The 14,171-nt window shown below is 53.2% G+C and carries 11 protein-coding genes; 6 read left to right on the forward strand and 5 right to left on the reverse strand.

What is annotated here, in order from left to right; translation table 11 throughout:
- Window positions 1–506: 506 nt before the first annotated feature.
- From Q1Q75_RS03215 to Q1Q75_RS03225, 3 genes are all read right to left on the reverse strand, one after another.
- Complete coding sequence (locus Q1Q75_RS03215; RefSeq protein WP_300667567.1) at window positions 507–1,370, reverse strand: ARMT1-like domain-containing protein; 864 nt, start codon at window positions 1,368–1,370, stop codon at window positions 507–509.
- Between the two features lie 338 nt (window positions 1,371–1,708).
- Complete coding sequence (locus Q1Q75_RS03220) at window positions 1,709–1,966, reverse strand: hypothetical protein (protein WP_300667568.1); 258 nt, start codon at window positions 1,964–1,966, stop codon at window positions 1,709–1,711.
- A 1,054-nt stretch (window positions 1,967–3,020) separates the two neighbouring features.
- Window positions 3,021–4,139 (reverse strand): 4Fe-4S dicluster domain-containing protein, encoded by a 1,119-nt coding sequence (locus Q1Q75_RS03225; RefSeq protein ID WP_300667569.1) that lies wholly within the window; start codon window positions 4,137–4,139, stop codon window positions 3,021–3,023.
- A 548-nt stretch (window positions 4,140–4,687) separates the two neighbouring features.
- Here Q1Q75_RS03225 and Q1Q75_RS03230 point away from each other — a divergent pair.
- Window positions 4,688–6,196, forward strand: coding sequence for a methyl-accepting chemotaxis protein (locus Q1Q75_RS03230; RefSeq protein WP_300667570.1), 1,509 nt, complete (start codon window positions 4,688–4,690; stop codon window positions 6,194–6,196).
- Window positions 6,197–6,324: 128 nt separating this feature from the next.
- Here the strand turns inward: Q1Q75_RS03230 and Q1Q75_RS03235 are convergent, their stop codons facing one another.
- Window positions 6,325–7,206 (reverse strand): DMT family transporter, encoded by an 882-nt coding sequence (locus tag Q1Q75_RS03235; RefSeq protein WP_300667571.1) that lies wholly within the window; start codon window positions 7,204–7,206, stop codon window positions 6,325–6,327.
- Between the two features lie 395 nt (window positions 7,207–7,601).
- Window positions 7,602–7,820 (reverse strand): hypothetical protein, encoded by a 219-nt coding sequence (locus Q1Q75_RS03240; protein WP_300667572.1) that lies wholly within the window; start codon window positions 7,818–7,820, stop codon window positions 7,602–7,604.
- 555 nt (window positions 7,821–8,375) lie between these two features.
- Between Q1Q75_RS03240 and sucC the strand changes: the two genes are divergently transcribed.
- The 5 genes from sucC (at window position 8,376) to Q1Q75_RS03265 (ending at window position 14,116) form a co-directional block, all read left to right on the forward strand.
- The gene (gene sucC / locus Q1Q75_RS03245) at window positions 8,376–9,536 is read left to right on the forward strand and encodes an ADP-forming succinate--CoA ligase subunit beta (protein ID WP_300667573.1); all 1,161 of its coding nucleotides are present in this window, start codon (window positions 8,376–8,378) and stop codon (window positions 9,534–9,536) included.
- Window positions 9,537–9,684: 148 nt separating this feature from the next.
- A complete protein-coding gene (gene sucD, locus Q1Q75_RS03250) occupies window positions 9,685–10,557 on the forward strand; it encodes a succinate--CoA ligase subunit alpha (protein ID WP_300667574.1) in 873 nt (290 codons plus the stop codon).
- 248 nt (window positions 10,558–10,805) lie between these two features.
- Complete coding sequence (locus Q1Q75_RS03255) at window positions 10,806–11,450, forward strand: succinate dehydrogenase cytochrome b subunit (protein WP_300667575.1); 645 nt, start codon at window positions 10,806–10,808, stop codon at window positions 11,448–11,450.
- 3 nt (window positions 11,451–11,453) lie between these two features.
- Window positions 11,454–13,367 (forward strand): fumarate reductase/succinate dehydrogenase flavoprotein subunit, encoded by a 1,914-nt coding sequence (locus Q1Q75_RS03260; protein ID WP_300667576.1) that lies wholly within the window; start codon window positions 11,454–11,456, stop codon window positions 13,365–13,367.
- On the forward strand, window positions 13,364–14,116 hold the full coding sequence (locus Q1Q75_RS03265; RefSeq protein WP_300667577.1) for a succinate dehydrogenase/fumarate reductase iron-sulfur subunit: 753 nt from the start codon (window positions 13,364–13,366) through the stop codon (window positions 14,114–14,116). Before Q1Q75_RS03260 ends, Q1Q75_RS03265 begins: the two co-directional genes overlap by 4 nt.
- Window positions 14,117–14,171 lie beyond the last annotated feature (55 nt).

Genomic DNA, 14,171 nt, shown 5'->3' on the forward strand with positions numbered 1-14,171 from the left:
TACAGTGCTGCGCCCCTGTTTTCTTTTTGAAATATCGAAGAATGCATAACCATTATGGCAAATAATGGATGGGGGGCTATTTGTCTCTTGACAGGGGGCAATCATATCAGGATGGGCAAAGCGCGAAGCGTGCCCATCATTGATTGATAAACCGCCGCCGATCATAGTCCCCGAAACCCTTGCTCTTAGCCTATTCCTGTTGTCGTGAGGGCACGCTTTATGTTTTGTCTTCCGTCATGTCAGCTGGAAGGGCTGTTCCTGCATTGGCCTATTCGGGCATCGATTTACAATCACACATTAAGTTCAGATAGAATCACCGGGATTGTCATTTCTTTTGTGCTGGAATCAGCCGAGAAGAACACCTCATGACATGAGATTCACGGGCCGGTGCCTGTCCCCTGGTTTGCTGGTTTTCGTCTGATCGTCTGATTGGTTGCACGGATCCGGTGCGGGTGGATCGTAAGGCTGCCGACTTGCTGGGGCTGAACCGGATACCCCGGCACCTGTCATAGATTGGCATCGTGAGGTTCCTGATGTCTGACAACCACCATATCATTCTTCTCCACCCCCAGAAGTTCGGCAATGGGGGTGCATTTTGCGATCAGAAGAAAAAAGATATTCGGATGATCGTTTTCCATCAGCCCCTCAAAATTCCCCTGTCCTTTTGAAATCACCAGATCCGCTGCGTAAAACGCCTGTTTGAATTCGTCCGAGCTGAGATCCATGAGTGTGGATGGCGCATCCGCTCCATTGGAAAGAATCCGGCACACGCGGTCCATGCCAACATACCCGGCATCTTCTTCTGTCACGTCATTGATGATCGGCTTCCCTCGTACGACAAAGGTGACATTCGGATGCCCAAGGGTCTCAATCAGCAGCTTGTCAAAAATCACCTCGCCGCAGTTATCCCCAAGGTAGAGCACGCTTTCCGCCCTGCCCAGCGCTTCTTTCAATTCCGCACGCATATCGACGGTCAGATCTCGTTGAAAAAAACCCTGGATTTGAGCGGAGATATCACTGCTTACACTGTGAGCACCATAATCGATGATATTTCCGATCACGGCTAATTTTACGGCAGTGAGTAACGGTTCATCGGTGCCGCGCACCGTCTTTTCCCAGTCTGCATACTGGCTGAGCAGCAGATCATTTGCCTGTTTTTTTTCCGCTGCATACAGATTCACCTTGTCAAGGTGTTGCTTGGCAATTCGGTGAACCTGCGTTGCAAGCTGCGGATTCGGCATACCACGGTTGGCGGCCAGCAAGTCATGCACGGCAAAAATAAAGTCTTCTGCGGTCTCCGCATCCGGCGTGAATTTACGAACCAATGCCTCAACAGTCTTGATATGACAAAAATAACACTCGTGTCTCATTGTGCTCTTTCCTTTCCTTTTTTCAAAAAGCGACCCGTCGGAGGCAACTGACCAACGCATGAAAAATGCCATGAAATGGTGTGCAACCTGACAGATCTCCCACCGCGTGGAGCAACCCAAACCCTCCCCATCGATAAATGCAGCCCTGAAGTGGGGGGCTAATTCCCCCGTCTTTCGAACAACACCCCGAGTTTGTTCATTCGGCTCTTGAGCGTGTTAACCGGTAGCCCGAGGAACTCCGCGGCCCCGCCTTGCCCGGTGATTTTCCCCTTTGTGAGCCTGAGCTCACTGGTGCCTGTCCCCTGGTTTTCTGCCTGGTCTGTTTTGACTTCAACCATCTACAGTTCAATCGTTTTGTAAACGATATTCTTCACGAGACACAGGGAAATGTCTTTCCCGGTGGAGCTCTTAAATCCCTTTTCCTTAAGGGCCTCAGCGGTCTTTTTCAGGGAAAGGCGTTTACCGTTCTGGGGTTTCCTGCGGAGTCTTTGAATTTCTGCGATGAGTTCTGGTTGAGTCTCTTCATATGACTTATGACCTTCACACGTCTCGGTTTTGGCCTTTATCCTGTCCCATGAGGCCTTCAGAGTCTGCATGGTCTTAAATCCTTCATTGTGGACCATGCCGTTGGTGCTTCTATTTTGATATCCATCTATGAAGTCTCCATAAAAACGTTGTAATGGGCGCTAAATCCTTGGCTAGCTGTGCTGGATTCTTATCTGCCTTCTTCAGAGAGAAGGGTGGCTACACGTCAGACAAAGCATGCTTTCTACATAATTTCAATTGTAACTATTCAGCTTCTGTTAAATCAAAAGAAGTTCCGGTGAAATGGGGCACGAAAAGGGAGGGCAAATGCGCTCGTATAAGACGCATTTTCCGCGGTGCGGGGACTATATGAGAAAGGGTGTGCTTGCGCACCATGGGCCAACCGTAACGGTCATGAAAACCCGTGGCCGGTGATCCCTTGCTCTGCCCAAAATGGCAAAAGTCGTTGGTGTTACAAGCAAATGGTGCGCAAGCACACCCTTGTGTGGTGTCACGTGGCGAAATGTTTTTGTTAACCTTTCGGCCTGAGGCAGATTGGGCTGAATAGTTACAAACAATCTTAGGTAAATCGATAACCAAAAGCACATTTGCAACCTGCTTTCCGAGGCGGCACACCTTGCCGCCGGGTTTATTCCGGTTAAAGTCAACGGCTGAGTTGAATTCTGAACACCTGCAACTCATGCACTTGCGAAATATTAACCCGGCGGTTAAATGCGTGAATGTCGAGGGACGTTATCGCCCCGAAAAAGTTGACATCTATTTTACCTGTTGTTTCGTATAGTAAGTTGCCGGGTTAATACCGTGCGTTTCCTCGTAATTCACGCGAATGCGAATACATTTCAGCCTGGAGTAACGACTCCCAGTGCGCATTCGCAACCCGCTTTCGAGGTGGCATACCTCGCCGCCGGAGTTATTTCAGTTAATGTCAACCCATGAGTTGATACGGAAGCACCGGTAACTTATGTGCTTGCGACACACGAGGTACCCCCTCACCCTTCACGCGAATGCGGACGCGGGGTGCTGCAAGTACCGATAGCCAGGGAGCATTCGCAAACCCGCTTTCAAGGTGGCGCCACCTTGCCGCTGGAGGCCCGATTTTGGTTTTTACTCCAATCCCCTGGCCTTCTCAATCTCCGTAAACGAATGAAACGGCATGGGACGGTTTTTTTCATTTTGGATCCGGTCGTACATAGCCTGGACGCTTTCCGGAACATCCGGCATCCGGTCGGTGTCGCGTTTGCTGAGCTGTGCGGCGCCTTCGGGGCAGGTGGTGGTGCAGAGCCCGCAGCCCATGCATTTCTCTGGGTGGATGGAGGCTTTGCCGTCGATGATGCGGATGGCTTTGAACATGCAGCGATCGAGGCAGGTTCCGCAGCCGGTGCATTTATCCAGGTCCACTGTGTTGATGTATGAGGCCTTGGTGAGCTGGTTGTGGAGGCCCAGGTGGACCACGGTGGCCATGATGCCGCAGCTGCATTTGCAGCAGTTGCAGATGTAGTCGAGGTCTCCGGCGGAGTTCTGGGTCTGGGTGACGAGGCCTTCCCGGTCGGCCATATCCATGATGGCGATGGCCTCTTCCTTGGTGATCTCTTCGGCGCGCAGGTCGTTTTCAATAAAGAAGTCGGCGCATCGGTTGAGGGAGAGGCAGGTTCGGATCGGGTGGTCACAGCCTCGCCCTTCAGCCTTGGATTTCAGGCGACAGAGGCAGTCGGTGAGGGCGATGCGATCCGCTTCCATGATTTTTGTCTTCACCACATCGTGGGGAAGGATCTCCTGAATGGATTCCACGCTTTTCTCAACGGGTACGATGCGGAACAGGGAGGTTTGACTCCCGAACACCTCGAATCCCATGGCCTCCATCATGTATTGATTATGAAGGTCTGTGTACTCTTTATCCAGACGATTGATCTGATATTCGTAGATTCCTACGATGTAGGGCGCCAGGATGTAATGGCGTTCACCTTCGATATCGGTGTTGATGAGGAGGCCACGCTTTCCCATGCGGTTCAGTCGGTTTTTGCAGAGCTCTTCCGTCAGCCCCGCTTTTTTTGCCACTTCATCTGCCCGCTGGGGGGTGGGGATGAGGGTCAGTGTCAGTTCGGCCTCCTCGGGCTCGAACATTTTTTTTAAGAGGGCGATGTCCACACCGCTTTCGGTGGCGGGGAACCCCATGGGGAGCTGGTTGAGGTGCTCTTGAAGTTTTCTGTAGACGGAATCCGGCATGAGGTCTCCTCGAAAATATCTGTGTCGTATTGTTTTGAGACAGTCAAGACGGTGGGTTTACTACCGCCTTGTAGATGGAGCATGACGGGCTGATGGCCCGGATCTGTAATTGCGTCTGTGAGGCTATCGGAAGTGGTGTGCCTTTGTCAATATACTTGATGTACGAACTAAAAAAGCTTGTTGTTCAATCTTCTGTCGTGTTGTGTACACACAAATAATGCGGTGTTTGGTGTGTCCGGTGTGGTTGGAATGGATGTGCATGAATGAAAGGAGTGCGTTTTATGGCAGGCGGGCGATACGATTATTCATCAGATATTATGAATTATTCTTAAATGATATTAGGAAAGTTATATTCTGTTTGAAAAAAAACTTTTAAAGTTTACTTGTATTGAAGCGATTAATGTAGAAAAGTGTCCATGACTGAATATAGCTCTGGTCGCTGCAGTATAGTTATGAATGATGCAGGGTCCTTTGATTCTGTGAATAATAAATGAAGTAGTGTGACGGCAGATAGCCGTTTTTGTGGTTCTGAAACAGGGAGAGAGTCTATGGCTGGTGGACGTATTGAACGACAACACAGGGATCAGGTAAATGAGAAAAAATACCAGGATCTTTACTCACTTTCGGGTGCTGCCGTGGTGGCATTTTTTGTAATTTTTTGTATTCTTCTGGGGGTCACGCCGATTGCGAAAGAGCACTCGGGGCTGGCGGGTTGTTTTTCCCTGGCCATCATCATCATGTGTGGGGTAAGGCTCGCGGCTTCCCGGCAGGTCGAGGACGCCTATGAGGGGAATCCCGAGTTCTGGAATCATTTTTTTGTTATTTCCACCATTGTGTCCGGGCTCCTTTGGGGCGTTTTAGAGTCTTGCGTGATTCACTGGTATGGTGTCACCTCAGCCTACAGCGTTTATTCCATGGTGATGACCTGCGGTTTGGTGGGGGGGTGTGTGATCTCCCTTGCACCGGATTATAAGCTTCTGGCCGGGTATGTTCTGTGTCTGGTGGGCCCCGTGATTCTTCTGACCGGGGTGACCATGGATTGGGCCATTGCCCTTGTATTTTTTGTGTATTTGCTGGGAATGATAAGCGTTGGGAAGAAGACCAACGCCTCGTACCGGCTGAATATTGAAAATTCCGTGTTGCTGGACGAAAGGGCCTCGGCCATTTCCCTTCTGGTGCATGAGTTGTCAGAAAAAGGTGAGAATCTTACCGGGACCTCCAAGGCCCTGCGAGATATTTCTGAAGAGATGGTCGGTGCCTCGGAAGAGACCTCCAGTCAGATTCATGGTGTGAAATCCGACGCCTCGGTCATGCGGGAGAACCTGGCCTCTATCTCTGCGGCGGTGGAGCAGGCATCCGGAAACATGGACACCACTTCGATCTCCATGAAAGAGATGGCCGATGCCGTGACTGAAATCGCCGGTCAGTCCTCACGGGCTCTTGAGATTACGGCCCAGGGCGTTCTTCGCGCTGAGGAAGCCTCGGTGAAGATCACAAGGCTCGATGAGGCGGCCCGGGAGATCGGCAAGATCACCGAAGTGATTACCGAAATATCAGAACAGACCAACCTTTTGGCCTTGAACGCCACCATCGAAGCCGCAAGGGCCGGGGAGGCAGGCAAGGGCTTTGCCGTGGTGGCCAATGAGATTAAGGAGTTGGCCCGTCAGACAGCCGAAGCCACCAGCGGGATTCGAGGGCAGGTGGGGGGGATCCAGGATGCCGCAGCCGATTCAGCAAAACAGATTGGACTCATTGCCCATGTGATTACCGATATCGATGCGATTGTTAACGGCGTGGCCGCCGCCATCGAAGAGCAAACCGCTTCGACCCGTGAAGTGGATCTCAATGTGGGAGAGATGAGCGGAGGCATGGGGGACATCACCTCCAAGGCAGCGGAAAGCAACCATGCCAGTGAAAACATCCTTGGTCGCATCGAACAGGCGGCCACGCAAACCCGGGGCAACTTGCAAAACAGTCGCCGGGTCATGGATCGCGCCAAAGAGGTCCTCGATATGGCCGACGCGTTGAATGAGGCGGTGGGAAGGCTTTCTGTCTAAAGGACCGCTGATATCAAAAGGTATTTGTCTCAGGTAAGGCCGTTTTTTGTGATCATCCGGAGCGCTTGATGCTTCGACGGGTGATCGCTGGAAAGCGGCCTTTTTTGGGTGTGCCCACGGATTTGGGTTTATTCGTTTGCCTGTTCCTGGGGTGCCAGAATGGTGAGAAGGACCCCGGTGAGAATGAGCACGCTGCCACCGTATCCCAGGAGCCCCATGGTTTCGTTCCAGAGAAGCCAGGCGAAGAAGGTGGCGACAACGGGTTCCAGAGTGGCCGTAAGGACCGCCCGGGTGGGGGCGAGGTAGCGCAGGCCCATGTAGTAGAAGCTGTTGGCGCTGTAGGAGAAGAAGGCCAGGAGCACCAGGTGGAACCAGTTGATGGGAGTCTTTGTGGTGAACTCCACAAAGGGGAGAAGGCCCAGGATGCCGGTGGGCAGGATCCAGAAAAAGAGGGTGTAGGGGGGGTAGGTGCCTGAGAATTTTTTCCCGATGATGTAGTAGAGGGAGTAGCAGACACCGGCGGTGAGTCCCCAGAGGACCGCTGTGCCCACGGACTCACCGGCCACAGGGCCGCCGTCGAGGCAGATGCCCCAGACTCCGGCGACCGCCAGCATCATGGCGACACCTTTAATAAGGGTCATGCGTTCTCCGAAGAGAAAGTAGGAGAAGAGGGCGACCCAGAAGGGAGCCGTGTACAGAAGGACCGAGGCGAGGGCGGCGCCGCCTTTGTCGATGGCCATCATGTTGGCGACATAGAAAAGAGAGATGCCCACAAACCCAAAGGCAAAAAGGATGGGCAGGTCTTTTTTATCGGCCTTTACCTGTTTTTTTGCGGTGGCATGGATGGCAAACATGATCCAGGTCAGGAGGGCACGGTAGAAGCTCGCTTCGATGGGGGTGATCCCTGCTGCGAAGAGGTATTTTGAGACCGGTCCGAGGAGACCCCAGAGAAGGGCGGCTCCAAAGATGAGAAAATAACCTCTGAGGCTGGATTGCGGGGTGTTCGTCACAGGGTGCTCCTCCACGTATTTTGGAAATTCATTACGACGTATTCTCTCCACGGGAATTTGCGGACTATCTTCCGATCGCCGGAGGCTAAGCTGAATAACGATGGCAAGTCAAGTTTTAAGGTGTTCGTGGGGGCTGCGTTCAGAGGGTGTCTGGGAAGAGTGAACCACAGAAATTTCATGACTCTCCGTTTTTCAATGCATAGTTCATGCGGTGGATGGCCTTTTTCGGGTGAGCCTGTGGTTACCACTATAACCCGGATATTTCACAAGTCGAGTGCGCCCATATTCAAGGCACAAAAGCTGCAAATGCAGTACATTTTGCATTTTTGAAACGACTGAAAATATTACTGCAAAAATCTGTAATTATGAATTATTCCTTTGCCACGATTGTTTTCTCATGAAATATCCGGGCTAAAGCCGCGGCAGGGGGCATGGTCTGGTGGCGTTCCTTGTTGCGTCCAGGCAAAAAGGTTGACAATAAAAATTGTGGCATGGTATTTCTGATTGATAGTTTGCTCAGATCCATTGTTTTTTTCTTGATCCAAGTCGGGTTTTCCCTTTTCAACGATTCCGTGAATGATAGCCCTTGTAGCGCCTGTTGACAGTGCTGTCATCTCTCCAGGGATGGCCCCTCGGGAGGGTCCGTACCCGCTGCGACCCGATTGTGGCTGTCTCTATCCGTCTTTTGATCGAAAAGAGGCTTCTATAAGCCCCTCCCACCCACCAAAGCACCTAAGCTGTCGGCTTATCCATCGGTTTTCTCTTTGAATATGCCTCCTCTAACCCGGATATTTCACGAGTCGATTGCACCCATGTTCAAGGTATCAAAGCTGCAGATGTAGTGGTTTATCTTAAATCTCTGATAACGCAGAAGCTGGGGGGCACTCGGCTCATCCGAAGGGTGAGAAAAGCGAGCAGAAAACGGTGAATTACGGTTTGCATTTTTGAAGTGTCTGCATCTTTCTTGGTAACGATCTGTAATAACGCATTATTATTTTGAAGCGGTCGTTTTTCATGAAATATTAACCCGGCAACTTAATATACAAAAAAGCAGATGAAAGAGATGCCAGCTTTATCGGGGTGATAACGCTCCTCGACATTCATGCATTTAACCGCCGGGTTAATATTCGGGTTCGTTTCTCTTTATCAACCCTGCATTGGAGACATCCATGAAGATTCATGAATACCAGGCAAAGGAACTCTTCAGGACCCACGGCATCTCTGTCCCCGAAGGGGTCGTGGCACGCACCCCGGGTGAGGCGGCTTTTCGTGCGGTGAGCATGAAAGGATGGCCAGTGGCCGTGAAAGCACAGATTCATGCCGGGGGACGTGGCAAGGCGGGCGGGGTGAAGCTGGTGCATTCGGCAGAAGAGGCAGAAGCCGCGGCGGAAGCCATTCTGGGGGCGACCCTGGTGACCCAGCAGACCGGTCCCGAAGGCAAGGAGGTGAACACCCTTCTTATTGAAGAGGGGCTTGATATTGCGAGGGAACTCTACCTCGGTATCGTTCCGGATCGGAAGAGCGGTGATATCGTGATCATGGCGAGTCTGGAAGGTGGCATGGAGATCGAAGAGGTGGCGGAAAAAAGTCCGGAAAAGATACTCAAGGTGCGCCTCGACCCCCTGGCAGGACTTTGGCCCAGTCATCTGCGTCAAGTGGTCTACGGCCTTGGGTTGGAAGGGGGGGCGGCCAAGTCAGTGATGGCCCTCATTAAAAAATTGTATGAATTCTTTGTGGCCAAAGACTGTTCTCTTGTGGAGATTAATCCTCTGGTTATCACCCGCGATGATGAGGCGGTCGTCCTGGATGCCAAAGTAGATTTTGACGACAACGCGCTTTATCGCCACGCAGAGATTTCTATCCTCCGGGATATTACCGAAGAGTCTCCTCTGGAGGTGGAAGCCTCCCGGCATCGCCTTAATTATATCAGTCTCGATGGCAACATCGGCAATATTGTCAATGGCGCTGGCCTGGCTATGGCCACCATGGATCTGATTAAACTGGCCGGCGGGAAACCCGCTAACTTTCTGGATGTGGGCGGCGGTGCGACCAGTGAGATGGTGGAAAATGCCTTTCGTATTCTCCTCAAGGACAAAAAGGTCAAGGGCGTCCTCATTAATATTTTCGGAGGGATCCTCCGGTGTGACATTTTCGCAAGGGGAGTGGTGGATGCAGCCGCCAAAATTGGCATGACGGTTCCTGTCGTGGTGCGCATGGAGGGGACCAATGTGGAAGACGGGCGCCGTATTCTTAAAGAGTCCGGCCTTGATCTTCAGACTGCCGTCGATCTAAATGACGCTGCAGAAAAAATTGCGGCCATTGTGGGCTGATTAACCACCGAAGGAAAGCGCAGATGCGCTGCCTCAGCAGGCCAATGGGGTTCGGACGCAATTTCTCTGGATTCGAGGAGACTCGGGTGAGATGCCTCGGCCGTCTGTTGGGTGCTTGTTTTTGTCCATGCTGGAAAGGAGGTTTTTTGTGAGTATATTCATTGATCAATCGACACGACTTCTGGTTCAGGGAATGACTGGGCGCGAAGGGAGTTTTCATACCGGCCAGTGCAAGGCGTATGGCACCCGGGTGGTGGCGGGGGTGACCCCGGGCAAGGGCGGGCAGGTGCATGAAGGTACCCCTGTGTTTAATACGGTCATGGAGGCCAAACGAGAGACCGGGGCCACCGCCGCGATGATTTTCGTGCCGCCTCCTTTTGCCGCCGATGCCATTGTGGAAGCCGCAGAGTCTGGACTCGGGCTGGTGGTTTGCATCACCGAGGGGATTCCCGTCCTCGACATGGCCCGGGTGAAGAAGGTTCTCAAAGGGACATCAACGCGCCTTATCGGGCCCAATTGCCCGGGTATCATCACGCCTGGTGAATGTAAGATAGGGATCATGCCCGGTCCCATGCATCGGTCCGGTGGTCCGGCCGGGGTGGTCTCTCGATCCGGGACCCTTACCTATGAGGTGGTTCACCAGCTGTCGGCCCAGGGCATCGGGCAAACGACCTGTGTGGGGATCGGCGGAGATCCGGTGAATGGCACCTCATTTATCGATGTTCTTGAAGCCTTTCAGGCCGATTCTGAGACCCGGGGGGTGGTCATGGTCGGCGAGATAGGCGGTGACGCCGAAGAGGAAGCGGCAGAGTATATTAAAGCCCATATGACCAAGCCTGTGGTGGGCTTTATCGCCGGTCTTACCGCTCCCCCCGGACGGCGTATGGGGCATGCCGGTGCCATTATCAGCGGGAACAGCGGTACGGGACAGGCCAAGGTCGCGGCCATGAAAGCCTGTGGGGTTCATGTCTGCAAAGACCTGGGCCGACTGGGGGAGATGTGCCGGGAGGTTTTTATGTAAGGATCACCGGTTGCTCTGTGCCCTCAAATAGAACAACGTCACCTAGCCCGAAGTGCGGGAAAATCGAACAGAAAATCGGGAATTACATTTTGTGTATTAGAAATATCGAAATTTTTAGCAATAACTGTCTGCAATAACGACTTGTTTCTTTTGGCTTGATCGGTTTCTCATGAACTGTCCGGGGTAGGGCGTTTTTTATGGGGTGATCCAGCTCCACAGAATTGAATGAATCAAGCAAGGTGATAATCATGGATTTCATCGGACGAATCGAGACGCCTGTGGGGAAAAAGATGCTCATGGGGATCACGGGGCTGGGATTTTGCGGGTTTCTGCTGGTGCACCTGGCAGGAAATTTTACCCTGTTTCAAGGGTCGGAAGCGTTTGGCGCGTATACGGCTAAGCTCCATTCTCTGGGCATTTTGCTTAAACTTTCTGAGTTTATCCTTTTGGTGATGGCCGCTCTGCATGTTTTGACGGGGGTGGTGCTGGCCTTGGAAAACCGGGCCGCTCGGCCGGAAAAGTACCAGATGACGGCTCGCCACGGTGGCCGGACGCTGGCCTCATCCTCCATGATATACACCGGCCTGTTGACTCTGGCTTTCATTACCCTTCACCTTATCGGCTTCAAGTTTGCCCCGTCCTCAGGGCCTTCCCGATACCCTGTGGTTGTGGCGACCTTCGCGCATTTTGAATATGTCGGGGCTTATCTCCTTGGGGTTATCGCGATCGCGTTTCATGTGAGCCATGGCTTTTGGAGTGCCTTTCAGAGCCTGGGGGCCAACGGGGAGGGGGGCACTCCTTTTTTGAGGCGGTGTGCCTTGGGGCTGGCCTTGGGGGTGGGTGTGGGGTTTGGATCGATGCCGGTGATTTTTTTTCTATTTCAGGGGAGATGATGAATGGCGCTTGACGCAAAGATTCCGGGCGGGCCTTTGGAGGAGAAGTGGGATCGGCATTGCTTTGATATGAAGCTTGTCAACCCCGCGAATAAGCGCAAATACACTGTCATTGTGCTGGGGACAGGGCTTGCTGGGGCATCGGCATCGGCCACCCTGGCTGAGCTGGGCTACCGGGTGAAGACCTTTTGCCTTCAGGACAGCCCCCGAAGGGCGCACAGCATCGCAGCCCAGGGGGGGATTAATGCGGCCAAAAATTATCAGAATGACGGGGACAGCGTCCATCGTCTCTTTTATGACACGATTAAGGGGGGGGATTTTCGAGCCCGTGAGGCCAATGTGTACCGCCTGGCTCAGCTCAGCTGCAACATCATCGATCAGTGTGTGGCACAAGGGGTACCCTTTGCGCGGGAGTACGGGGGGCTTCTTGCCAATCGGTCCTTTGGCGGGGCTCAGGTGTCGCGGACATTTTATGCGCGGGGTCAGACCGGGCAGCAGCTTTTACTGGGGGCCTACGGCGCTTTGTCCCGGCAGGTGGCGGCAGGGGGCGTGACTCTATTTACCCGCCGTGAGATGGCGGAGCTGGTTGTGGAAGAGGGGAGAGCTGCGGGGGTTATCGTCCGGAATCTTGTCACCGGTGAGCTGGAACGTTATGCGGCCGATGCCGTGGTGATGGCCACGGGCGGGTACGGCAACGTGTTTTATCTCTCCACCAACGCCATGAGTTGTAATGTGTCTGCGGCTATGGGCGCATACCGGAAGGGGGCACTTTTTGCCAACCCCTGTTTTACCCAGATTCATCCCACCTGTATCCCGGTTCATGGCGAGTGGCAGTCCAAATTGACGCTGATGAGTGAGAGCCTGCGAAATGACGGCAGGGTCTGGGTGCCGAAAAAAGCCGGGGATACGCGGAAGCCGTCAGATATCCCGGAAGGGGAGAGGGATTACTATCTGGAAAATAAATATCCGGCCTTCGGCAATCTCGTGCCCCGGGACGTGGCCTCCCGAAATGCCAAGGAGCAGTGCGACGCGGGTAAGGGGGTCGGGGCGACGGGGTACGCCGTTTATCTGGATTTCCGTGACGCCATCGTGCGGGACGGCCGGGATGTGATTCAGAGAAAATACGGCAATCTCTTTGCCATGTATCAGCGTATCACAGATGACGATCCTTATACCCTGCCTATGCGTATTTACCCGGCGTCTCACTACGCCATGGGGGGGCTTTGGGTGGATTATAACCTTATGAGTACTGTCCCCGGTCTTTTTGTGCTTGGGGAAGCCAACTTCTCTGATCACGGCGCGAACCGGCTGGGTGCCAGCGCCCTGATGCAGGGCCTTGCCGACGGTTATTTTATTATTCCCTACACCCTGGGCGGCTATCTGGCCGATCGGCCTTATAAGGCCCACACCGAATCTTCCGGGGCTTTTAACGATGCCGAAGAGGCCGTAAGACAACGCATCGAGGGACTCTTGAATGCCAGGGGGAGACGTACCTGTGACGATTTTCACCGTGAGCTGGGGCGCATCGTTTGGGAACATTGCGGCATGGCTCGCAGCAATGTCGGCCTGGATAAAGCCCTCTCCCGAGTGGAGGCGCTTCAGGAGGCCTTTCGGCAAGACCTGGCCATGGTGGGGACGGCCAAGGGGGTGAACCAGACCCTTGAAAAAGCGATGCGGGTCTCTGATTTTATCTCCTTTTCCAAAGTGATGATCGCCGATGCAAGGGCTCGCCAGGAGTCCTGCGGGAGCCATTACAACCTCGCATTTCAAACCGAAGACCATGAAGCGAGGCGAGACGATGCTGATTTTGCCCATGTCTCAGCCTGGAAATACACGGGGGAGGATGAGGCCCCGGAGAGGGAGGTCGAGAGGCTGACCTTTGAACATGTCAAGCTGAGCCAAAGGAGTTATAAATGACCCAATCCCTCGGATTGACCTTAAAAATCTGGAAGCAACGTGGCCCTGATGTCAAGGGGGCCCTTCAAACTTATGAAGTAAGGGATATTTCTACCGAGGCGTCTTTTCTTGAGATGCTTGATATTTTAAATGAGCGGTTGGTGCTGAATGGCGAGGAGCCTGTGGCCTTTGACCATGATTGCCGGGAAGGGATCTGCGGGGCCTGCGGGGCGGTGGTCAACGGCAAGGCCCACGGTCCCTTGAAGGAGACCACCTTGTGCCAGCTTCACATGCGTCATTTTAAAGACGGGGACGTGGTGGTGATTGAGCCCTGGCGATCCCGTGCGTTTACTCTGATTAAGGACTTGATGGTGGATCGAAGCGCTCTGGATGCCATTATTCAGGCGGGGGGGTATGTTTCTGTGAATACCGGGGGCGCTCCCGACGCCAACGCCGTGGCTGTTTCCCAAGAGCTTTCGGAAAAGGCCATGGACGCCGCCGAGTGCATCGGGTGCGGTGCGTGTGTGGCGGCGTGCCCGAATGGAGCAGCCATGCTTTTTACCAGCGCCAGAGTCTCCCATCTGGCTCAGCTCCCCCAGGGAAAGCCTGAGGCAAAAAAGCGGGTGGCGTCCATGGTGGCGTGTATGTCGGAGCAGGGATTCGGCAACTGCGGGAATGAAAGGGAGTGTGAGGCAGCCTGTCCTAAAGGAATTTCTATTACTCATATCGCACGCATGAATCGTGAATTTCTAAAATCCTTCTTTAAATGACTGAAAGTGAGTGGAATATCCATTTTTCATGCAATAGATAATTCTTTTCAAGCCT

It is taken from the genome of Desulfoluna sp. (genome assembly GCF_030145185.1).
Taxonomy (GTDB): domain Bacteria; phylum Desulfobacterota; class Desulfobacteria; order Desulfobacterales; family Desulfolunaceae; genus Desulfoluna.